Origin of the sequence: Vibrio sp. B172a (genome assembly GCF_030248355.1) — a bacterium.
Lineage (GTDB): Bacteria > Pseudomonadota > Gammaproteobacteria > Enterobacterales > Vibrionaceae > Vibrio > Vibrio owensii.
The window spans coordinates 21,700-44,093 of the sequence record NZ_JAHGAC010000016.1 but is presented as its reverse complement, the minus strand read 5'-3'; the positions used below and the strand labels follow the sequence as shown (position 1 = coordinate 44,093).

The following is a 22,394-nucleotide window of genomic DNA, read 5'->3' as shown; positions in this document are numbered from 1 at the left end:
GTTTTAAGTTGGTTTTATGCAGTTTTATTGATTTCACACCGCTACCTGCTTGTTTGAATTGACTAGAATTATTTGTTTTTTCTTGCAGGGATGTAATTTAGTTACATGAATCGTAGTGAGATTTATTACGGTTTACTATTGGTGAGAATCTATGCAGTTACATGAGTTGGTCAACACATTAGGCCAAGACCTTCAGCGTCGTTACGGCGAAAAAGTCCATAAGCTGACTTTACATGGTGGCTTTAGTTGCCCAAACCGCGACGGCACGATTGGCCGAGGTGGTTGTACATTCTGTAATGTGGCTTCGTTTGCTGACGAAGAAGTACAGATCAAAAGCATCCACGATCAACTGAAAGATCGCGCGGGAGAGATCCATCGAGCGAAGAAGTATCTGGCATATTTTCAGGCGTACACCAGTACCTATGCAGAAGTACAAGTCCTAAAAAACATGTACGAGGAAGCTCTGAAGGCGGCAGACATTGTTGGCCTTTGTGTGGGCACTCGTCCAGATTGCGTTCCTGATGCAGTATTAGATCTGTTGTCGGACTATGTGAATCAAGGTTATGAGATTTGGCTAGAGCTCGGTCTTCAAACTGCCAACAATGACACCCTCAAGCGTATCAACCGTGGTCATGATTTTGAGTGCTATGCAGAAATCACCAAACGCGCTCGTGCTTTGGGTATTAAAGTTTGTACCCATCTGATCGTTGGTTTACCGAAAGAAACTCGCGACGACAACATTGAAACGATGCGTAAAGTACTCGAAGTTGGCACCGATGGCATTAAGCTGCACGGTTTGCACATTGTCGAAGGGAGCACCATGGCAAAAGCATGGCGTGCCGGAAGGTTGGAAGCGCCAGAGTTGGAAACTTACGTCGCAACTGCCAGTGAATTGATCCGCATGACACCAAAAGAGGTGATCTACCACCGTGTTTCTTCTGCTGCGCGTCGTCCAACCTTATTATCACCATTATGGTGTGAGAACCGCTGGTTGGCGATGACTGAAATTGGTCGTGCATTAGATAAAGATGGCGCACAAGGTAGCTTAACCGGCGATGCTTTCATCTATAGCAAACCAGAATTAAAAGCGGAATGATCGATTAAGAACTGTTATATTTCTTCCGATTTGCTTTAAAGGTCGGAAAAATGGATCAGTTACTCAATTGGCTCTGGGATGGGCAGGGCGACTACGGATTTGTGGTCCTGCTCTCTGTGGTATGTGTAATCGCTGTCACACTGATCTATATACGCTTCCAGTCCGGCTTGAAACAGCTGGTTACTGACTCTCCTTATCCCGTACTAGTGATCGATGCTAGTCACGGACAGTTATTGCTTTCTAATGACTCAGCCATGCAATTACTTGGCATTCGTTCATTAGGTTCTGGCTTTCTTTATCCTGCTTCCTTTCATACTGAAGAACTGGTAACACTACTTGATAGCTTTTCTAGTCGACACTTCCGTCAACAATTGTTCGGCTGGCGATTGTCCGAGACAGAGAGCATCAAAGTTGAGTTGTCGGGTCGAAAGAGTTTGCTTCGCGGTCACCGAGTTTGGATTGTGTATGCTCAGCCACATCAAGTGACTCATACAGAACACCAGCAAGAGCTTGAACAACTGGGCATAGCTCGCTCTGCTATCGACTCTCTGTCTGAGCTGATCTGTTTGCAAGATCAACAAGGTAAAGTATTAACGACCAACCGCGCATTTGATCTGTTTTGGGAAGGACGCAGAGAAGAGGCGTGTACGTCTAAAGCTCGCCCACTCGCGACTCGTAAAAGTGAACGCCGTTGGACAACCGATCCTCAGGGCCGAAGTTGTTTACTTGAAGTGAACCAAAGCTCGCTGGTTTCGCAAGCCGGTGAGATGATCGGCACGCTATCCATCAGCCATGACGTGACGGAATGGCACAAGATGCAACAAAACCTTCGTGATGAAATGGAGCGTCGCAAAGACACCGAAGTAGCGTTGGCACAGCGTGATACGATCCTACAAACGATTCTAGACGCGAGTCCTGATTCTATTGGTATCTTCAATGAGAACATGGTTTATCAAGCTTGTAATAAACCATTCGTTAATGCACTCGGGATTCCTGATGTGAGCGACCTTATTGGTAAGCGCCTACAAGACGTTATTCCTGAAGATATCTACATCCGCTTAGAAGCCAGTGATTTGCAAGCTTTGAAGCAAACTCAGCCTATACGCTACATCGATAAAGTGAGCAGCAGCGATGGCTACTACACATGGTTTGATGTGGTGAAGTCGCCATTCAAAGATAAAGCGTCCGGCACTAATGGTGTGCTGATCATGGCTCGTGATATCTCAGAGCGTTATCTTGCTGAGCAGAAACTCGAAGAGGCGAATCTTGAGCTAGAGAAACTGAGCTTCTCTGACAGTCTTACCAAAGTGGCCAACCGTCGTCGTTTTGATGAGCAGCTTCATACCCTTTGGTATCACCACATTCGTGAGAAGTTACCACTGACAATCATGTTATGTGATATCGATTTCTTCAAAGATTACAACGACTGTTATGGTCACCAGCAAGGTGATGAAGCCCTCGTCAAAGTGGCTGCGGTATTCCAACAAGTGGTGAGTCGCTCTTCCGATTGTGTGGCTCGATACGGCGGAGAAGAGTTTGCTTTTATCCTGCCAAATACAACCACGGAGGGGGCGCATAAAGTTGCTCAACGTATTCACGAACAAATTCACGAGCTGGCAATTGAGCATGGTTGTTCGAGTGTTTCAAATCGACTGACGGTCAGTATTGGCTTCGTTTCTTATGTCCCTCATCATGGTGATGAACCTGAAATGGGTGTCGCCATGGCCGACAGTGCTCTTTACCAAGCGAAAGCAGATGGTCGAGATCGGACCCATCTTCACCCAAGTTCTTACTAACGCTTTGTGACCGCTTGCTCTAAGTTGAGAGCAGGCGGTTTAAATCACCGTATTAAACACGCTAAACTGCAACTACATAGTATGAGGCGTTGAAGAGCCCTGAAGCATCGCTATTTCATCTGTGTGTATTTCAAACATTTAAACCGTGGAGACACCGTTTCTTTGCGGTTTTACTTTTCCAATCATCAGGGCTCGGTATCTAGCTTGTTCCATGGAGTAGTGAATGAAGCCCATGAAAAATCTCGCCCAGTATTACGTTGACCTTTTGGTTAAGCTGGGGATTGTCCGTTTTTCGATATTACTGGCGCTTGCGCTGGTCGCCTTAGCTGTCGTGGTGCAAGTGGGTATTACCCTCGCGCTCAAAGGCAATGTCGATGACATCGATATCGTTCGTTCGGTATTCTTTGGTCTTCTTATTACGCCGTGGGCGGTTTACTTCTTATCAGTGGTTGTCGATCAACTAGAAGAATCACGTCAAAGGTTGACGAAACTTGTCTCCAAACTGAAAGACATGCGTTCGCGTGACCAAGAGCTGAACTTTCAACTGCAGCAGAACATTGAAAAGCTCAACCAAGAGATTGAAGAGCGTATTAAAGCAGAAGAAGCACGCGAAGAAGCGATGCAAGACCTCGAGAATGAGGTGTTCCAACGTGAACGCACTCAGCTAGAGCTTGCCGAGCGTACCGCACTGTTACGTTCTTTTATTGATGCCTCTCCAGACTTGATTTATTACCGTAACGCTGACGGTGTTTTCTCTGGCTGTAACCGTGCAATGGAAGAGCTAACTGGTAAGAAAGAGCACCAGTTAGTCGGCTTGAGCCCGTGGGATGTCTATAGCAAAGAAGTGGCTGAACACATCGTCGATACCGACCAAAAAGTCTTTGCTGACAATCAAGCGATTACTTACGAGCAATGGCTGGAATACCCAGATGGACGTAAGCATTACTTTGAACTGCGTAAGGTGCCGTTCTACAGCAAGGATGGCCGCCACCTTGGTCTGGTTGGGTTCGGTCGTGATATCACTGAACGTAAACGCCATGAAGAGTCTCTAGAAAAAGCCAGCCGAGATAAAACCACGTTTATTTCTACAATCAGTCATGAACTTCGTACGCCATTAAATGGCATCGTTGGTCTGAGCCGTATGTTGCTTGATAGCCAGTTGACGGACGAGCAGCGCAAGCACATGCAAACCATCAACGTCAGTGCCATTACTTTGGGCAACATCTTCAACGACATCATCGACATGGACAAATTCGACCGTCGCAAATTGGAGCTGTTGCCTGCGCCGTTGAACTTTGAAGACTTCGTCGCTGAAATCGAAAGCATCTCAGCACTGATGGCAGAGCAAAAAGGCCTGCGCTTTGACCTAGAGCGTTTAAGTTCATTGCCTAAAGCGATTGAAGTCGATGCCACACGTCTGCGTCAGGTCATTTGGAACCTTGTCAGCAACGCTATGAAGTTCACCAAAGAAGGTGGTGTGGTGATGACGGTGAGCGCCGATGTTGAAGAAGATTACGCGACCATCATTATGGAAGTGGAAGACACCGGTATTGGTATTCCAGACGAAGAGCTCGATAAGATCTTTGCGATGTACTACCAAGTGAAATCAGGCAAAGACAACCTGCATGCGGTTGGTACAGGCATTGGTTTGGCGGTATCTAAGCAGTTGATCAATATGATGGATGGCGACATTACGGTAGCGAGTGAAGAAGGCTTTGGTAGTACCTTTACCGTATCGATTCATGTACCTATCGTTGAGTTAGAAGAGCCAATTATCGATGCTAAGCGCGATAAAGTGCACCTCAACATCTTTATGGTCGAAGACATCGAACTTAACGTGACTGTTGCTAAGTCCTTGCTTGAGAGCTTAGGTCATACCGTTACCGTAGCAATGACCGGTGAAGAGGCGCTAGTGAACTTTGTGCCGGATGAATATGACTTAGCACTGCTAGACATCCAATTGCCAGACATGACGGGCTTCGATGTAGCTAAGTACTACCGCGAACACTACGACAACTTACCGCCGCTGGTGGCTCTCACTGCGAATGTGATGAAAGATCGTCGCGAGTACCTAGATAACGGCATGGACGATGCCATCAGCAAGCCACTTGCAGTCCAAGCAATGCAAGCCGTGATTGATAAGTTCTTTGTTGAACGTATTGAGAGTGAGCAGGAAGTGGTTGCTGAACCTGAGGTGATCGAAGAAGTTACCCCAACGCCATCACCAGTGCTCAATACGCATTTGCTCGATTTAGATATGCTCGAATCTTACGTGGATATCGTTGGAGTGAAGCCTGTTTACGATAGCATCAAGATGTTTGAAGACATGATGCCAGATTACATTGAAGTGCTTGATTCAAATATGACGGCCAAAGACCAAGATGGCATTGTCTCTGAAGCACACAAAATCAAAGGTGCCGCAGGCTCAATTGGTCTTAAACACATTCAAAGCGTTGCACAGAAAGCGCAGTCTCCAGATATGCCCGCATGGTGGGAGAACATATCTGATTGGGTAGAAGAAATTAAAAACGAGTATCAAAACGATATACAAGTATTAAAAAGTTGGTTGGAACAGAGGAAATAACATGAAGAAATTTGCATCAGCAGCATTGGCAATTGCACTACTGGCAGGTTGTAGCTCTGCTCCTCAAGTGGATTGGCAAGAAGACAGTCAAATCACCATGAATAAGATGAATGTTGAGTTGAAAAGCAACTTATGGGTAAATCTGATGCCAACCATTGGTGAAGTTCAAGAACAGAATGTGCATGGCGCATTGTACTTGAAGGCCGATAAAGAACTTCCAGCAAACTTGACCGTTGATTCGTTGATCATTAAGCAAGGAGACTCTGAGTGGGAAATCGATGGAGACTTGCTAGAGCTGCGCACGCACAGTGAGAATCAGTGGGAAGTGGCATTCGTATGGCAAATTGAAGCGGATATGGAAAAGCGCGTTGATTTAGCACTGCTGCTTGATGATGCAGGCAAGAAAGGTTGGTTGGTCGAGAAAGGCATTAAGATCGACAAAGTTTACTAACATCGCTAAACGGTAGATAGAAAAAGGGCTTGCTCATAGAGCAAGCCCTTATTGTTTATGCTGAGGCGGATTAGTCTTCTAGATCGCCACAGAAGCGGTAACCTTCACCGTGAATTGTCGCGATGATTTCAGGTGTACCTGATACAGATTCAAAGTGCTTACGAATACGACGAATCGTTACGTCTACAGTACGGTCGTGTGGCTTAAGCTCACGGCCAGTCATCTTCTTAAGAAGATCAGCACGAGTTTGAATCTTGCCTGGGTTCTCACAGAAGTGCAGTAGTGCACGGAACTCAGAGCGAGGTAGTTTGTAGCTATCACCAGCAGGGCTCACTAGAGAGCGGCTGTTGATGTCTAGAACCCAACCGTTGAATTCGTATTTTTCTACCGAGCGTTTCTCTTCTTGTACTGCGTTAGTGCTCATAGAGCGGCTTAGCAGGTTACGAGCACGGATAGTCAATTCACGTGGGTTGAATGGTTTAGTGATGTAGTCATCAGCACCGATTTCAAGACCTAGGATCTTGTCTACTTCATTGTCACGACCAGTTAGGAACATCAGAGCGATGTTCGCCTGTTCGCGAAGTTCACGTGCTAGAAGAAGACCATTCTTGCCTGGAAGATTAATGTCCATAATTACCAAGTTGATTGAATTTTCAGACAACACTTGGTGCATCTCTTCACCGTCACTGGCTTCAAAAACAGCGTATCCCTCTGCTTCAAAAATACTCTTAAGAGTGTTACGAGTTACTTGCTCATCTTCTACGATAAGAATCTGCGGGGTTTGCATTGGCGGTACCTAAATTTGTGACAAAATTGTGCTAATAGAATAAATTCTAGGCAAAAATATAACATACAGGTAATGTGATTTTGATAATAAATCAAGTTGATCAAAAAAACACTTCTTTCAGTTATCCGCCTTCCTTGGAATTTTGCCAACTCACCAGTATCCGATGGCGACGTTTATTCTATAGGGCTTGTTTACCTTTCGATTCCCTGTATTTACGGGGCCTGAAACGTAAACACCCTAAGATATGGAGCGGATTTTATATTGTTAACAGCATGCTAACAATGCTCAAATGTTAATTCCATTCACTTTGTTGATTTACATCAATTGATGAAATGTAACTGTTATTAATCGTTTAAGAGTTATGATAGAAAAAAGTAATACGAACATAGACGCATCGTTATGGAATGCTTATTCAGAATCTTTCTTTCGTTTTCATGCCGAATGGAAGGTTACCAGCTACGCAGTGATAACTGCTTGGAACCCTTACAGTAATTTACGGTCAAAAGAAGAGAATTGCATAAGTAATCATAAGCTCGAAAAACAATTAAACCACGTTAAATACGTGCCTGTCACGGTAGGCGATCAAGCTTTTGAATGGTTTGAGGAGAGTTACGCAGCGGAGCTCACTCCAAAAGCAGCGATAGCATTGGCGAATCAGTACCAGCAAAATGCCATCTATTACGTCATTGATGACGAACTTTACCTGATTGCTTGTGCTAACCCAGAGGTGATGCACAAGCTAGGAGCGATAACACTGCGGCTCGTATAAAAGGATATTACTCACTTGAGCAACAGCTTGAGTGGGACAATTCACGGAGGAACTATGAGAGACATAACACCAGACATTTGTGACCAATTTGAAGACCAAGTCACCTTGCTAAATTTACCGTTGCAGAACTTCGGTCAACGTACCGCTTTCCATGGCGAAATTGTTACTGTGCGCTGCTACCACGATAATTCAAAAGTGCGCGAAGTTCTTAGCGAAGACGGTACCGGAAAAGTGTTGATAGTGGATGGCCACGGCTCTTGCCAAAAAGCGCTGCTTGGCGACCAACTGGCAATTCTAGGGATTGAAAATGGCTGGGAAGGCATCATTGTTTACGGCGCAATTCGTGATGTGGCGCAGATGTCACAAATGGATATTGGTGTTCAAGCGTTAGGGACTTGTCCGTTTAAAACGGAGAAACGCGATGTGGGTGAAGTCAATGTCACTCTGACAATGCAGAACCAGATCGTCCAGCCTAAGCATTACGTGTATGCGGATTGGAATGGGGTATTGATCTCGAAAGAGGCGTTGGATTTCTAGAAGCGGAAACCTAACCCAACTTCGAAGCCTTGTTGCCAATCTTGATAGTCAAGTGTGGCGTGAAGATCTAAATTTTCAGTGATTTTTACGCGGCTAGAGACTTCCGCAGCAAGGCTGCTTTCTTCTTCTCGGATACCTTCTGTTGTTTCGCCTTTATAAGAACGAACTGTACTCTTCACCGTTACACGATCATTAAAGTGGTAGCTGATACCACTAAGAAGACCACTTTGGTTTTGAGTGGGTGAGTTATTAACGCGAGCACCCACATAAAGATCAACGGAATCAAACAGCTCGTATGCGTAGCCGCCATCTATATTCCAAACATCAAAACTGTCGGCTTGGTAGTTTTCACTAGAGATGAAAAGTTTGTGTGGGGACGAAGATGTTTTGCCCGGAAGAGGCGGAAGATCAGTCGCTAGACAAACGCTAGGCACAGCGAACAGTAACAGAAAAATCCATTTTTTCATGTTGACCACTCCTTGTGTCTAACTTTGTTATTAGTATGTGCTAAAAGCTTCTCACTATTAAAGCATAGAATATGAAAGCTAGCTCACTTATTTTCCTTTTAATTCGATCCTAGGAACATTGATCACAGTTAAGTGTTTGTTAATTAGTGTCAGTAAAGATCGACACTTTGATCTTACGCGCAGCGTAGAGGATCAGATGAAAGATGGTTAGAAGACTCGGTTTTAAGTTAGATGAGTGGGTTGTAGAAAAAAGTCATCTTTAGTGTCACCTTGGTAAATCATTGTAATTACATTGAAATATCAATGACATTGCGTAGCATAAATCTCTACAAGGCCGGAAAATAAACAATTTTTTGTTGACTCTGTTTACGAAACTCGGTAAACGTAGAGTTAAGCAAACACATAATTATCGTTGAATATTTATTTATGACATCTCACAGCCAAGTAGTAATGACCACAACCATTATTATTACCGACACGACCAATGTTGGGACAGGCTGCTGAGCGAAAGAAATTCACAAAAAAGGCCTGTATCCAACAAGATACAGGCCTTTTTTTATGCTTTTTTATACAGAATTTAGACAGATCTAAGAAGATACATCGGAGGAAGGGATGCGAGTATTAAAGTTTGGCGGTTCATCATTAGCAGATGCAGATCGCTTTTTGAGAGCGGCGGATATCATCGCCAATAATGCGCAACAAGAAGAAGTCGCAGTCGTACTTTCTGCACCAGGTAAAACGACCAATAAGCTGGTGGCGGTGATTGAAGGCGCACTCCGTAATGGTGAAGCTGAGCTGCAAATCAATGAGCTAGAAGCTTCTTTTAAAGCTCTGTTTGGTGATATTCAAGCAGTGTTGCCAAACATTGATGGCGCAGCGTTTGACAACCAAGTTAAAACGTCGCTTTCTCAGCTACGCCAGTTCGTTCATGGCATCAACCTTCTTGGCATGTGCCCAAATAACGTCAATGCACGCATCATCAGCAAAGGCGAACGCGTTTCGATTCAATTGATGAAGGCAGTGCTTGAAGCGAAAGGCCAACCTGCGCATCTTATCGACCCAGTCGAATACCTCTACGCTAAAGGCGATCACCTAGAAGCCATGGTCGATGTTGAAGTTTCTACTCAGAACTTCCGCCAGAATCCTCTTCCTCAAGGTCATGTGAACATCATGCCTGGTTTTACTGCCGGTAACGAGAAAGGTGAACTAGTTACACTAGGTCGTAATGGTTCAGACTACTCAGCGGCGGTTCTTGCGGCGTGTCTGCGCGCAGATTGCTGTGAGATCTGGACAGACGTAGATGGTGTGTACAACTGTGACCCTCGTTTAGTCGAAGATGCTCGCCTGCTTAAATCGCTTAGCTACCAAGAAGCGATGGAGCTTTCTTACTTCGGTGCTTCCGTTCTGCACCCGAAAACCATCGCTCCAATCGCACAATTCCATATCCCATGTCTGATCAAAAACAGCTTTAACCCACAAGGCGCGGGTACGCTGATTGGTCAAGACACAGGCGAAGATAACCTAGCCATCAAAGGCATCACGACACTAAACGATCTGACAATGGTTAACGTGTCTGGCCCTGGTATGAAGGGCATGGTTGGCATGGCAAGCCGAGTATTCGGTGCAATGTCATCAGCGGGCGTGTCTATTGTACTTATCACTCAGTCTTCTTCTGAATACAGCATCAGTTTCTGTATCGAAGCTCAAGACAAGGCAAAAGCGCAGCAAGTGTTAGCGGATGCATTTGAGTTGGAACTGAAAGACGGCCTTCTTGAACCCGTCGATTTTATTGATGATGTTTCTATCGTGACGCTAGTGGGTGATGGTATGCGTACCTCTCGTGGTGTTGCATCTCGCTTCTTCTCATCTCTTGCTGAAGTGAACGTAAACATTGTCGCTATTGCTCAAGGTTCATCTGAGCGTGCTATCTCAGCTGTGATTCCTGAAGACAAAATCTCTGAAGCAATCAAAGCGTGTCACGAGAACCTATTCAACTCTAAGCACTTCCTAGATGTCTTCGTGGTTGGTATTGGTGGCGTTGGTGGTGAGCTTGTGGATCAGATCGAGCGTCAACAAGCGAAGCTTGCAGAGAAAGGCATCGTGATCCGCGTGTGTGGCTTGGCAAACAGCAAAGGTCTTCTGCTTGATAGTGAAGGTCTGCCGCTAGAGCATTGGCGTGACCGTATGTCGGCTTCAACTGAAGAATTCAGCCTAGCGCGCCTGATTTCACTGGTGCAACGTAATCACATCATTAACCCAGTGTTAGTTGACTGTACTTCAAGTGAGAGCATTGCGAATCAATACGCTGACTTCCTAGCTGCAGGCTTCCACGTCGTAACACCAAACAAGAAAGCAAACACAGCCAGCATGGCTTACTACCATCAACTTCGCGATGTAGCGCGCAGCTCTCGTCGTAAATTGATGTACGAAACAACCGTAGGCGCAGGTCTACCAGTTATCGAAAACCTACAAAACCTAATTTCAGCGGGTGATGAATTAGAGCGATTCAGTGGCATCCTTTCAGGCTCTCTGTCATACATCTTCGGTAAGTTAGATGAAGGTATGAGCCTGAGTGAAGCGACAAACATCGCGAAACAAAACGGCTTTACGGAACCAGATCCGCGTGACGATCTATCGGGTATGGATGTGGCGCGTAAGCTTCTGATCCTTGCTCGTGAAGCTGGCATGTCTCTAGAACTAGAAGACGTTGTGGTTGATCAAGCTCTGCCACCAGGTTTTGATGACTCAGGCAGTGTTGAAGAATTCATGGAACGCCTGCCAGAGGCGGATGCATACTTTAAAGAGCTGTCAGCTAAAGCAGCGGAAGAAGGCAAAGTACTGCGCTACGTGGGTGAAATCGTTGACGGTAAATGCACAGTAAGCATTGCTGCAGTCGATGAAAACGACCCGATGTTTAAGATTAAAGACGGTGAAAACGCACTGGCATTCTACAGCCGCTACTACCAACCAATTCCACTGGTATTGCGTGGTTACGGTGCGGGTACAGAGGTTACGGCTGCTGGCGTATTCTCGGATGTGATGCGTACTTTAGGTTGGAAGCTAGGGGTATAACAACAATGAGTTCAAGTGATATGGATGTAGTGGTTTATGCCCCAGCATCAATTGGTAATGTAAGCGTTGGTTTTGATGTTCTGGGGGCGGCGGTGTCCCCAGTTGATGGCACTCTTTTGGGAGACCGAGTGTTGGTTAAGTCTGGGGCTGAGCCGTTCAGTCTAAAGACGGCGGGTGACTTTGTTGAGAAACTGCCAACCGAGCCGAAAGAGAACATCGTTTACGATTGTTGGGTGGTGTTTGCTCGTGAGCTAGACAAAAAAGGTGTCGAGCTAAAACCACTTGAGATGACGCTAGAAAAGAACATGCCAATTGGCTCTGGTTTAGGCTCAAGCGCATGTTCTATCGTTGCGGCATTAGATGCATTGAACCGATTCCATGGGCAGCCACTTAACGAGACAGAGTTACTGGCACTGATGGGAGAAATGGAAGGCAAGATCTCTGGTGGTATTCACTACGACAACGTCGCACCGTGTTACCTTGGCGGTGTGCAGTTGATGCTTGAAGAGTTGGGTATCATCAGCCAAGAAGTGCCTTGCTTTGATGATTGGTACTGGGTGATGGCGTATCCGGGTATCAAAGTATCCACAGCAGAAGCGCGTGAGATCCTACCATCTCAATACCGTCGACAAGATATCATTGCTCATGGTCGCCACCTTGCAGGCTTTATTCATGCGTGTCATTCTGGTCAGCCAGAACTTGCTGCAAAAATGATCAAAGACGTGATCGCAGAACCGTATCGTGAGAAACTGCTTCCGGGTTTTGCGAATGCACGTCAATACGCAGCGTCTGCGGGTGCATTGGCTACCGGTATTTCTGGCAGTGGGCCGACACTGTTCAGTATTTGCAAAGAGAAAGATGTCGCTGAGCGAGTTGCTCGCTGGTTAGAACAGAACTACGTACAAAACGAAGAAGGATTCGTCCACGTTTGTCGTCTAGATAAGCAGGGTTCGAAAGTAACAGGAAGTGAGCTATGAAGCTTTACAATATAAAAGAAAATGATGAACAAGTTTCCTTTGGCCAAGCCGTTCGCCAAGGGTTAGGTCGCAATCAAGGCCTATTTTTCCCATCGGAATTACCAAAATTTGAAGATATCGATGCGCTGCTTGCAGAAGACTTTGTCTCTCGTAGCACTAAGATTCTATCAGCGTTAATTGGCGATGAACTTGCAGAAGAGCAAGTGAATGCTCTTGTTGATGCTGCATTCCAATTCCCTGCGCCTATCAACCAAGTAAAAGACGGTGTTTACGCACTGGAACTGTTCCATGGTCCAACGCTTGCGTTTAAAGACTTTGGTGGTCGCTTTATGGCGCAATCTCTTGCTGCGGTTTCGGACGGCGGCAAGATCACCATTCTGACGGCAACGTCTGGCGATACTGGCGCAGCCGTTGCGCATGCTTTCTACGGTATGGAAGACATCAACGTTGTGATTCTTTATCCGAAAGGCAAAATCAGCCCGCTGCAAGAGAAGCTATTCTGTACGCTTGGTAAAAACATTCACACTGTTGCGATCGATGGTGACTTCGATGCGTGTCAGGCTCTGGTTAAGCAAGCTTTTGATGATTCTGCACTGCGTGAAGAGATCGGTCTGAACTCTGCAAACTCGATCAACATCAGCCGTTTGATGGCGCAAATCTGTTACTACTTTGAAGCAGCTGCGCAAATGAGCAAACAAGAGCGTGAAAACCTAGTCGTGTCTGTACCAAGTGGTAACTTTGGTAACCTAACTGCTGGTCTACTGGCAAAAGCGCTGGGCTTGCCTATCAAACGCTTTATCGCTGCAACGAATGCCAATGACACGGTTCCTCGCTACCTAGAAACAGGTAAGTGGGAGCCAAAACCAACAGTCGCAACAACATCGAACGCGATGGACGTGAGCCAACCAAACAACTGGCCTCGTATTGAAGAGCTGTGTCGCGTGAAAGAGTGGGGCTTGGAGACGCTAGGTAAAGGTGCAGTATCTGATGAGCAAAGCGCACAGTCAGTAAAAGATCTATACAGCATGGGTTACCTGTGTGAACCGCACGGTGCGATTGCTTACCGCGTTCTTGAAGAACAATTGCAAGACGGTGAAACCGGTCTGTTCCTATGTACTGCTCACCCTGCGAAGTTCAAAGAAGTGGTGGATGATATTCTAGAATCAGACATCGACCTTCCTGCGCCACTAGCGAAGCACGCTGCGATGGAGCTGCTATCGGAAGATCTCGACGCAGACTTTGACGCACTGAAGCAAGTACTGCGCCGCGTGCAGTAAGCTTCAAAAATACAGTCAGTATCAAAAACACAAATAACGAGAGGTGAATGAGCAATCATTCACCTTTTTTATTGCCGGTAAGTTTTAACTCTCTTTATGATTGAGAAACGAACTTAACTAAATGAGATGGAAAGAGAAGCATGCATTTTTTGATTTTTCTAGGTTCGGTGAGAGACAGCACGCCACCACGACCAGCCCGTTTAGGAATGCGAGTCAGTAGAGCGTGTGAAAAACTCATCGTGAGTCAGCATTCGCAACATACTGTCGAAATTATTGACCCATTGGACTATGACTTTGGCGATGTGTTTAAGCCCGAGTTTGCTTATCACCGCTCTAAAGTGCCGGAGCACCTAAGCGAGCTGGCAAACAAAATCAAACATGCCGATGGTTATGTGATGGTTAGCCCGGAATACAACCATTCGATGAGTCCTGCCTTGGCAAACATGCTTAACCATTTTGGCAGTTCACTGTTTTCCTATAAGCCAAGTGCTATCGTGACCTACTCTGCAGGGCAATGGGGTGGCGCTCGTGCTGCAGTGTCGATGCGTACTTTCTTATCCGAGTTGGGGTGCTTGCCAGTGTCGGCAATGATCCACATTCCGAAAGCACAAGAGGTGTTTGATGAACAGGGTGTGGCTGCGGATGAGTCGGAGCAGGCGCAGTGGGACAGCTATATGAATCGCACTATGTATCAACTGATTTGGTGGGCAGAAGGGGCGTCACTGCAAAGAGATAGGCTTGATCCAACCTCCTTAGCACAAGCGTTTCAGAAAGATCCTTCGCAAAGAAATGCACCTTAGAGGCGAGTTGTTTCTACTGTCGGAAGGGTTTAGAAGGATCCAGAAACAAAAAAAGCTTGGTCATTGTTGACCAAGCTTTTTAAATTCTAGCAAGCTAGTTTACTGAGAGATTATAGAGACTCAGTAAAAGTACGAGCGATTACGTCACGTTGCTGTTCTGGAGTTAGCGAGTTGAAACGTACTGCGTAACCAGAAACACGGATAGTTAGCTGTGGGTAGTTCTCTGGGTGTGCAACTGCGTCTTCTAGAGTTTCACGCTTAAGAACGTTCACGTTTAGGTGTTGACCACCTTCGATGCGAGGAGCAGTTTCGATTGCTACTTCACGGCTTTCGTATTCACCTAGGTCGCTGATTGCGATAACTTGGTCAGCTTCGTAAGTTGATGCTGCTGCAACACAACGCGCTTCGTTCTTCTCGCTATCTAGTAGCCAGATTGAGTTTAGTAGTTCGTCGTTAGCTGCTTTAGTAATTTGGATACCTTGGATCATCACTATCTCCTAGACCACTTACGTGGTGATTATTGGTGTTAATTTTCGAATTTTTGTCGAGCTAAGTATTATATAGCCAATATCCATTATTTTAATATTGATTTAAGTCAAAAAACAACCAAAAACCTTAATTTTTTGAAGGTGATTTTCTTGAGTTAAATCAATAAAACGTTTGAAAACATACTATTTACAATTTATTTGATAATATAAAAAATATTTAAAAGTTAATTTTGTTGTAAATTTACTACAAAATGAGTTCAAAACTTAACCTTGTTTACGCAACTGCCTGTATTTAGGTAGCCATACTGAAAGTCTAAAGTGATTAAATGACAAACATGAAAAACAAGTTTAGAAACAAATTTATTGGTGCTCACGTATCTGCGGCTGGAGGGGTCGATCAAGCGCCTCTTCGTGCTCGTGAAATTGGTGCGAATGCGTTTGCTCTGTTTACTAAGAACCAACGCCAATGGGTTGCAAAACCACTCGAAGAAAAAACCATTAGTGCGTTCAAAGCAAACTGCAGAATGCTTGGTTTCGGCGCCAAACACATTCTTCCCCATGACTCTTATCTGATTAACTTGGGCGCTCCAGAAGAAGAAAAGCTGAATAAATCCCGCGCGGCATTTATTGATGAGATGGAGCGTTGTAATCAACTTGGGTTAACGCTGCTGAATTTCCATCCTGGTAGTCATCTAAAGAAAGTTTCGGAACAAGAGTGTTTGGCGACGATCGCCGAGTCGATCAACCTCGCGCACAAAGCAGTGCCGAATGTGATCGCTGTGATTGAGAATACGGCAGGTCAAGGCACTAACTTAGGTTGGAAGTTTGAGCATTTGGCTGAAATCATCGATCAAGTGGAAGACAAAGAACGTGTTGGCGTATGTCTCGATACTTGCCACACGTTTACCGCAGGTTACGATCTGCGTACCAAAGAGGATTGCGAGCATACCTTTGCTGAGTTCGACCGTATCGTAGGCATGCACTATTTAAGAGCAATGCATCTAAATGATTCAAAAGTCGAATTCGCTAGCAAGGTTGACCGTCACCACTCATTAGGCAAAGGCGAGATCGGCTGGAGCTGTTTTGAGTACATCGTTAAAGATCCACGTTTTGATGGTATCCCTCTGATTTTAGAAACAATTGACCCAGATATTTGGCAGCAAGAAATCGACACCTTACGCCAATTCCACATGGAAGAAATGGTTAATTCCTAACGGGATGGCAAAGTTGGCATCCTTCTTTCTTAGCTAAAACCATTGAGCGGTTATGCGCTTGTTTTAAACGCCTGAACTCAACGTTGTAGTTAGGCGAAGCTAGTTAGGAGGATGACAATATGTCTCGACCAGTTTCTTTTATCCCAGCGACACACTCTCGACGAGTATTACGTTTACCTACTCCAAACCGCCATATATCAGGACAAGGACACTTTCGAACGCCGCAGCGTAATTAGCGTCATCATTATTAGTATTGGTTACTTTGGTTTTAGCCAAACCAGCAAGGTCAATGCGGATTGTCTGTTCATCAGTTTTTGAGAAGCCGTCTCAAGCTGGTGGTAAGTTTTTGTTTGTTTGAGTTTCGCTCGTTAGAATAGAGGGAAACATTAGGACAGGAACTTTCCATGAATCAGTTACCCACTTGGCACGATGTGATCGGCGAAGAGAAAGAGCAGAGCTACTTTGTCGATACTTTGAATTTTGTTGAAGCAGAACGAGCGGCGGGCAAAGCCATTTATCCGCCAGCGAAAGACGTATTTAATGCGTTTCGTTTTACCGAGTTCAAAGACGTTAAAGTAGTGATTCTGGGGCAAGACCCTTACCACGGTCCTAATCAAGCGCATGGTTTGTGTTTCTCTGTGCTGCCTGGCATTAAAACGCCACCGTCTTTGGTGAATATGTACAAAGAACTGGCGCAGGATATTGAGGGTTTCCAAATTCCTCAACATGGCTTTCTACAAAGCTGGGCTGAACAAGGGGTGTTGCTACTCAATACCGTGTTAACAGTAGAGCAGGGCAAAGCACACTCACATTCGAAAACCGGCTGGGAAACTTTTACTGACCGTGTTATTGAGGCCATTAACCAGCATCAAGAAGGTGTGGTGTTCCTGCTGTGGGGCTCACATGCGCAGAAGAAAGGTCGTTTTATCGATCGCAATAAACACCATGTCTTGGCAGCGCCGCATCCATCGCCGTTATCGGCGCATCGTGGATTCTTTGGTAGTAAGCCATTCTCGCAAGCGAACCAGATTCTGCTTCAGCAAGGTAAAGAAGCCATCAATTGGCATTTACCTATGACGGTGTAAATCTCAATTTCCTTCTTATATATAGAGAAATAAATCAGTACAGCGATCGTGGGAAGACGATCGCTGTTTTTTTGAACACCGTCGAGTCAGGTATTGGGTTTCTCATATACACTTATAAAAAGTAGGTGTTAAGGAGAGACGCTATGATGATCGAAAGAATTCGACGCGAACACGGCTATATGGTCCGTCTGCTGGCGATATTGCGCCACAAATTAAATGAGATTAAACAAGAACGCGCCATCAACTATGCGTTGGTGAGTGAGATCGTGGATTACCTCTCTAACCATTCTGAAAAAATTCACCACCCTAAAGAAGATATCCTCTATCACTATTTCCTCGAACACTATGGTCAGCAAAAGACCATGGAAGACTTGGAGTTAGAACACCAAGTGCTGGCGAGCAAAACCAAAGAGTTCTCACTGTTGATAGAGATGATCTTGCAGGATGCGGTTGTCCCTCAAGAAATGTTCATAAACCAGCTAGAAGACTTTATTGTGACGCAAAAACGCCACCTTGAGTTGGAAGAGCGCCAGGTTTTACCTTTGATTGAAGAGTTATTTACTTCCCAAGATTGGCAATACGTTGAAAGCTTGTGGCATGAGAATGAAGATGACCCAGTCTTTGGTAACACCATCGCGGATCGATATAAACAACTTGCCGCTCGAGTGCATCAAAACGATGTTGAGTTCGTCTAAACCAGAAAAATGGCAAAGTAAACGATTGCGTTTGTGTGGTTTATTTTGCCGCTTTCTTATTTGGTGAGAATTGTTTGGAAATTACTTCGTTACAAATATGAGTGAAAACAGAGGGAAATTCTCAATAGGTAAGAATGGGTGACATGCTTATGAAACTCGCATAAAAGTCACCCAATTTTGCTGTATCTATAAAAGACAAAAGGCACCATTGAGGTGCCTTTTGCGCAAATTATAGTTTGATGTCATCCAGAGTGATGTCGTGACAGACGTCCAGTTCACGCAGCTCCTTGAGCAAGTTGCGTCTATCGTTCATTTCTTCAATTTCTCGCCACTTACGCTTCACTGGTTTCGCGCGAGATTTGCTTGTTGAGGTAGTATCCAGACCAAACAGGTCGTCGAGTTGAAAGCCTTCCATAAGCCACCTTTACCTTTTTCTATCTAAACTGTTGTAACCAGTCCTTGTGGAGCTTTTTTAGTACCACAATAGGCGTGAGGATAACCATGATATATTTCGCATTTGTGTCGGTAACATGACATTTTCGTGCAAAAATACTTACAGAATCACATTTTGCATGCGTTGAAAATGCACAAAAAATAAGCGAACGATCTCACGAAAACGATTAAATGAAGAGATTTGGTATGTTAATTCGAACGGCTTATTTTACTCAATTTTTGAATACTAAGGTTGCATAGCATCGCTTTGATGAAAATGTATCCAATGGTAACAAACCAACACAGGAAATTTTTATCAGATACCTTGTGATTACTAGCCTCATCAAAAATAAATGGTATGTCATTTTGTTAACGGTGTTGGTGCTTTTTATGTTGAGTTTTGATAAACAAGATGTTGCTGTTTGTGAGCGTTAAGTTTTCCTTTTATGTTAACTTTTGGTGACTTTATAGTGAAAAATAACAAGGTTATTTTACTGGTTGCATATTGATTTTTGCTTGTTGAGGCTGCATTATCCGCCCGTCAAAAAATACGCTGGTACGTAAAATGGATGCATGAAGCGACGTTTACGATTCTAGATTGCGCAATAAACATTATTCAAAAAGCTAAGCAGACTTTGACACTTAGCATGCAATCTGGTGGATGGCTCGGAAGCAAAGACCGGCGCAACTCACTTTGAGGTACACATGACAGACTTAATCAATTTGATGAACGACCTCCTTTGGGGCTCGATTCTTGTTTATCTTCTTGTTGGTGTAGGAATCTACTTCACCGTTCGATTGGGATTCATTCAATTCCGCCATTTCGGCCACATGTTCTCTGTTCTAAAGAACAGTCGTAAAGCAGACAAAGCTGGTATCTCTTCTTTCCAAGCGCTTTGTACTAGTCTTGCTGCACGTGTTGGTACGGGTAACATGGCGGGTGTTGCAGTTGCACTGACTGCGGGTGGCCCTGGTGCAATCTTCTGGATGTGGTTGATTGCGATGCTTGGTATGGCGACGTCGTTTGCAGAAAGCACACTGGCGCAGCTATACAAAACCAAAGATGATGATGGCAACTACCGCGGTGGTCCTGCTTACTACATGGAAAAAGGCTTGGGCATGCGCTGGATGGGCGTGTTGTTCTCAATTTTCCTAATCATCGCTTTTGGTTTGGTATTTAACGCCGTTCAAGCAAACTCTATCGCGAATGCAATGAGCAACGCATTTGGTTGGGATGACCTTTACGTAGGTATCGCAGTTGTTGCTTTGTCCGCTGTCGTTATCTTTGGTGGTATTAAGCGTATCGCGAAAGTTGCTGAGTTGGTTGTTCCTGTAATGGCTCTGGCTTACCTCGTTCTTGCGATGTTCGTGATGCTTTCTAACTTAGAGAAACTACCAGACGTTCTAATGCTTATCTTCAAGAGCGCATTCGGCCTGCAAGAAGCAGCTGCTGGTGGTCTTGGCTATGCCATCGCACAGGCGATGATCAACGGTATCAAACGCGGTCTGTTCTCGAACGAAGCTGGTATGGGTTCTGCACCAAATGCAGCAGCATCTGCAACCCCTTATCCACCGCACCCTGCATCTCAAGGTTACGTTCAGATGCTAGGCGTATTCATGGATACGATTGTTATCTGTTCTGCGACAGTGGCTATCATCCTTATGTCAGGTGAGTACGTTGGTCAAGCAACGGAAGTGACCGGTATTGAGCTAACTCAGCGTGCATTGAGCTCACAAGTTGGTGATTGGGGCAGCATCTTTGTTGCTGTTGCGATCTTCTTCTTCGCATTTACTTCGATTATTGCGAACTACTCGTACGCTGAAACAAACCTAATCTTCCTAGAGCACAACCACAAAGCGGGTCTAGGTATCTTCCGTATCGTTGTACTAGGTATGGTTATGTTTGGTGCGCTAGCTTCTCTACCTGTGGTTTGGTCACTTGCTGACGTCTCTATGGGGCTGATGGCGATTGTGAACTTGGTGGCGATCATCTTGCTATCTGGCATCGTGATTAAACTGGCGAAAGACTACAACCGTCAGTTAAGCGAAGGCAAAGTACCAACGTTTGATCCGAATGATTTCCCTGAGCTGAAATCTCAGCTAGAGGAAGGTATCTGGGATAACAACAAGAAAGATAGCTAAGTGATGTCCAATCATCGTTGAAAGCTATCAACACGATTCAAAAAGCCATGCAGACAATGCATGGCTTTTTTTGTACCCTAATGGAAAACAAAATTAGGGAAGTTAAAGTCATGCTTATCGTCGTTTCTCCAGCTAAAACGCTTGATTACGAGTCTCCACTTGCAACCGAGAAGTTTACTCAACCAGACTTGGTTAGCTATTCAAAAGAGCTGATCGAGGTATGCCGTAAATTAACACCTGCCGATGTTTCATCACTGATGAAAGTGAGCGACAAAATCGCTGATTTGAACGTTGGTCGTTTCCAAGAGTGGAGTGAAACCTTCACTACCGACAACGCGCGCCAAGCGATTCTTGCGTTTAAAGGTGATGTGTACACTGGTCTTGAAGCGGAAACTCTTTCTGATGCCGATTTCGATTACGCGCAAGATCATCTACGAATGCTATCTGGCCTTTACGGTCTGCTTAAGCCGCTTGATTTGATGCAGCCATACCGTCTTGAAATGGGCACTAAGCTAGCAAACGACAAGGGTACTAACCTTTACCAGTTCTGGGGTAATGTCATTACCGATAAGCTGAATGAAGCGATTGCTGCGCAAGGCGACAACGTACTGATCAACCTAGCATCGAACGAATACTTCAAAGCGGTGAAGCCAAAGAACTTGGATGCACAAGTGATCACGCCAATCTTCAAAGATTGTAAGAATGGTCAATACAAGGTGATCAGCTTCTACGCGAAGAAAGCGCGCGGCATGATGGCTCGCTACATCATCGAAAACCGTATCGAAAGCGTTGCTGACCTCACTAAGTTTGATGTTGCGGGTTACTACTTCGTTGAAGAAGAGTCGACCCCAACTGATTTGGTGTTCAAACGAGAAGAGCAAAACTGATTTAAGTAAGTTAATCGCGAGTGGATGACTCAGCGAAGTAAAGTACGCCAAAAAGCCGGATAGTTATCCGGCTTTTTTATGCCTGTTCGATCTGATCTTAATCGAAGTTTTTACATAAAAAGTTTATATCTTAAAAAATAGTTGAGTAATAAGGTTTGAAGTTGTATTTTAAATGCAACTTTAAAAATAAAGGAGTTCTCCTATGTCAGACTTCAAGCTCACACATAAAAAAGCCTCTAAGTTATCGGAGTACATTGCACTGCGTATTACCAAGTTGCTGAAATTCACTCTGAACATCTTTTATGGCAAGAAATACGCGAAGCGCGCTGTGATTCTCGAAACGATCGCTGCTGTGCCAGGTATGGTGGCTGGGATGTTCAATCACCTTAAAGCGCTACGTCGAATGAAAGACGATGAAGGTTGGATCCGAGAACTCCTCGACGAGGCCGAAAACGAGCGCATGCACCTAATGATTTTCCTCGATATTGCCAAGCCAAGTTTGGTTGAGCGTTTGTTGGTGTTGCTGGGACAAGGTGTTTTCATTGTTGTGTACAGCGTCATCTATCTGCTGTCTTCTAAAATCGCGCACCGTGTTGTGGGGTACTTCGAAGAAGAAGCGTGTAATAGCTACACTGAGTACCTAGAGAAAATTGATAGCGGGGAAGTGGAGAACGTACCAGCTCCGACTCTGGCGATCGATTACTACAAGCTGCCTGCCGATGCGATGCTAAGAGATGTGATTTTGCGGATTCGAGAAGATGAAGCGGGGCACCGTGATCGCAACCATGGCTTCGCTGATGCCTATGAAGACAAAACTCTTCCAGCTCATCAGCTATAG

General features: G+C 45.0%; 20 protein-coding genes and 1 other annotated feature. Of the genes, 16 read left to right on the top strand and 4 right to left on the bottom strand.

What is annotated here, in order from left to right:
* The first annotated feature begins 151 nt into the window (after nt 1-151).
* The 4 genes from KIT90_RS16515 to KIT90_RS16500 all read left to right on the top strand — a co-directional run bounded on the left by KIT90_RS16515 (nt 152) and on the right by KIT90_RS16500 (nt 5,927).
* Nucleotides 152-1,096, top strand: coding sequence for a TIGR01212 family radical SAM protein (locus KIT90_RS16515; protein WP_005436190.1), 945 nt, complete (start codon nt 152-154; stop codon nt 1,094-1,096).
* 50 nt (nt 1,097-1,146) lie between these two features.
* Entirely contained in the window at nt 1,147-2,892 is a 1,746-nt protein-coding gene (locus KIT90_RS16510; RefSeq protein ID WP_285377603.1) for a diguanylate cyclase, read from the top strand.
* Between the two features lie 223 nt (nt 2,893-3,115).
* A complete protein-coding gene (arcB, locus tag KIT90_RS16505; protein WP_285377601.1) occupies nt 3,116-5,476 on the top strand; it encodes an aerobic respiration two-component sensor histidine kinase ArcB in 2,361 nt (786 codons plus the stop codon).
* Between the two features lies 1 nt (nt 5,477).
* Nucleotides 5,478-5,927 (top strand): hypothetical protein, encoded by a 450-nt coding sequence (locus KIT90_RS16500; RefSeq protein WP_005436193.1) that lies wholly within the window; start codon nt 5,478-5,480, stop codon nt 5,925-5,927.
* Between the two features lie 70 nt (nt 5,928-5,997).
* On the opposite strand, the gene arcA is transcribed toward KIT90_RS16500, so the two are convergent.
* Nucleotides 5,998-6,714 carry a two-component system response regulator ArcA gene (gene arcA / locus KIT90_RS16495; protein ID WP_005436194.1) on the bottom strand — a complete coding sequence of 239 codons (717 nt, stop codon included), beginning with the start codon at nt 6,712-6,714 and terminating at the stop codon, nt 5,998-6,000.
* A gap of 361 nt (nt 6,715-7,075) precedes the next feature.
* Here arcA and KIT90_RS16490 point away from each other — a divergent pair, with 361 nt between their 5' ends.
* Nucleotides 7,076-7,483 (top strand): DUF3293 domain-containing protein, encoded by a 408-nt coding sequence (locus KIT90_RS16490; RefSeq protein WP_033005269.1) that lies wholly within the window; start codon nt 7,076-7,078, stop codon nt 7,481-7,483.
* Nucleotides 7,484-7,537: 54 nt separating this feature from the next.
* Nucleotides 7,538-8,020, top strand: a complete 483-nt coding sequence (locus tag KIT90_RS16485; protein WP_005436195.1) for a putative 4-hydroxy-4-methyl-2-oxoglutarate aldolase — start codon at nt 7,538-7,540, stop codon at nt 8,018-8,020.
* Here the strand turns inward: KIT90_RS16485 and KIT90_RS16480 are convergent.
* Entirely contained in the window at nt 8,017-8,487 is a 471-nt protein-coding gene (locus tag KIT90_RS16480) for a hypothetical protein (RefSeq protein ID WP_009707713.1), read from the bottom strand. The two genes, KIT90_RS16485 and KIT90_RS16480, sit on opposite strands and share 4 nt — an antisense overlap.
* A gap of 442 nt (nt 8,488-8,929) precedes the next feature.
* Nucleotides 8,930-9,046: a sequence feature (Thr leader region), on the top strand.
* 53 nt (nt 9,047-9,099) lie between these two features.
* Between KIT90_RS16480 and thrA the strand changes: the two genes are divergently transcribed.
* The 4 genes from thrA (at nt 9,100) to KIT90_RS16460 (ending at nt 14,613) form a co-directional block, all read left to right on the top strand.
* Nucleotides 9,100-11,559, top strand: a complete 2,460-nt coding sequence (gene thrA / locus KIT90_RS16475; RefSeq protein WP_078607835.1) for a bifunctional aspartate kinase/homoserine dehydrogenase I — start codon at nt 9,100-9,102, stop codon at nt 11,557-11,559.
* A gap of 20 nt (nt 11,560-11,579) precedes the next feature.
* The gene (gene thrB / locus KIT90_RS16470) at nt 11,580-12,536 is read left to right on the top strand and encodes a homoserine kinase (protein ID WP_010445935.1); all 957 of its coding nucleotides are present in this window, start codon (nt 11,580-11,582) and stop codon (nt 12,534-12,536) included.
* Nucleotides 12,533-13,813: a threonine synthase gene (gene thrC, locus KIT90_RS16465; RefSeq protein ID WP_061007749.1), complete on the top strand. Its 1,281-nt coding sequence runs from the start codon at nt 12,533-12,535 to the stop codon at nt 13,811-13,813. The genes thrB and thrC overlap by 4 nt, the downstream gene beginning before the upstream one ends.
* A 140-nt stretch (nt 13,814-13,953) precedes the next feature.
* Complete coding sequence (locus KIT90_RS16460) at nt 13,954-14,613, top strand: NADPH-dependent FMN reductase (RefSeq protein WP_285377597.1); 660 nt, start codon at nt 13,954-13,956, stop codon at nt 14,611-14,613.
* 110 nt (nt 14,614-14,723) lie between these two features.
* Here the strand turns inward: KIT90_RS16460 and grcA are convergent, their stop codons facing one another.
* Nucleotides 14,724-15,101, bottom strand: a complete 378-nt coding sequence (gene grcA / locus KIT90_RS16455; protein ID WP_005434930.1) for an autonomous glycyl radical cofactor GrcA — start codon at nt 15,099-15,101, stop codon at nt 14,724-14,726.
* 326 nt (nt 15,102-15,427) lie between these two features.
* Between grcA and nfo the strand changes: the two genes are divergently transcribed.
* The 3 genes from nfo to KIT90_RS16440 all read left to right on the top strand — a co-directional run bounded on the left by nfo (nt 15,428) and on the right by KIT90_RS16440 (nt 18,095).
* On the top strand, nt 15,428-16,315 hold the full coding sequence (gene nfo, locus KIT90_RS16450) for a deoxyribonuclease IV (protein WP_285377595.1): 888 nt from the start codon (nt 15,428-15,430) through the stop codon (nt 16,313-16,315).
* Between the two features lie 404 nt (nt 16,316-16,719).
* Nucleotides 16,720-17,400 (top strand): uracil-DNA glycosylase, encoded by a 681-nt coding sequence (gene ung / locus KIT90_RS16445; protein WP_009707708.1) that lies wholly within the window; start codon nt 16,720-16,722, stop codon nt 17,398-17,400.
* A gap of 143 nt (nt 17,401-17,543) precedes the next feature.
* A complete protein-coding gene (locus KIT90_RS16440; RefSeq protein ID WP_041057741.1) occupies nt 17,544-18,095 on the top strand; it encodes a hemerythrin domain-containing protein in 552 nt (183 codons plus the stop codon).
* Between the two features lie 229 nt (nt 18,096-18,324).
* Here the strand turns inward: KIT90_RS16440 and KIT90_RS16435 are convergent, their stop codons facing one another.
* Nucleotides 18,325-18,510, bottom strand: a complete 186-nt coding sequence (locus tag KIT90_RS16435) for a DUF3545 family protein (protein ID WP_009707706.1) — start codon at nt 18,508-18,510, stop codon at nt 18,325-18,327.
* A 722-nt stretch (nt 18,511-19,232) separates the two neighbouring features.
* Between KIT90_RS16435 and KIT90_RS16430 the strand changes: the two genes are divergently transcribed.
* The 3 genes from KIT90_RS16430 (at nt 19,233) to KIT90_RS16420 (ending at nt 22,394) form a co-directional block, all read left to right on the top strand.
* Entirely contained in the window at nt 19,233-20,669 is a 1,437-nt protein-coding gene (locus KIT90_RS16430) for a sodium:alanine symporter family protein (RefSeq protein ID WP_285377590.1), read from the top strand.
* Nucleotides 20,670-20,779: 110 nt separating this feature from the next.
* On the top strand, nt 20,780-21,556 hold the full coding sequence (yaaA, locus tag KIT90_RS16425; RefSeq protein ID WP_009707704.1) for a peroxide stress protein YaaA: 777 nt from the start codon (nt 20,780-20,782) through the stop codon (nt 21,554-21,556).
* 202 nt (nt 21,557-21,758) lie between these two features.
* The gene (locus KIT90_RS16420; protein WP_285377588.1) at nt 21,759-22,394 is read left to right on the top strand and encodes an alternative oxidase; all 636 of its coding nucleotides are present in this window, start codon (nt 21,759-21,761) and stop codon (nt 22,392-22,394) included.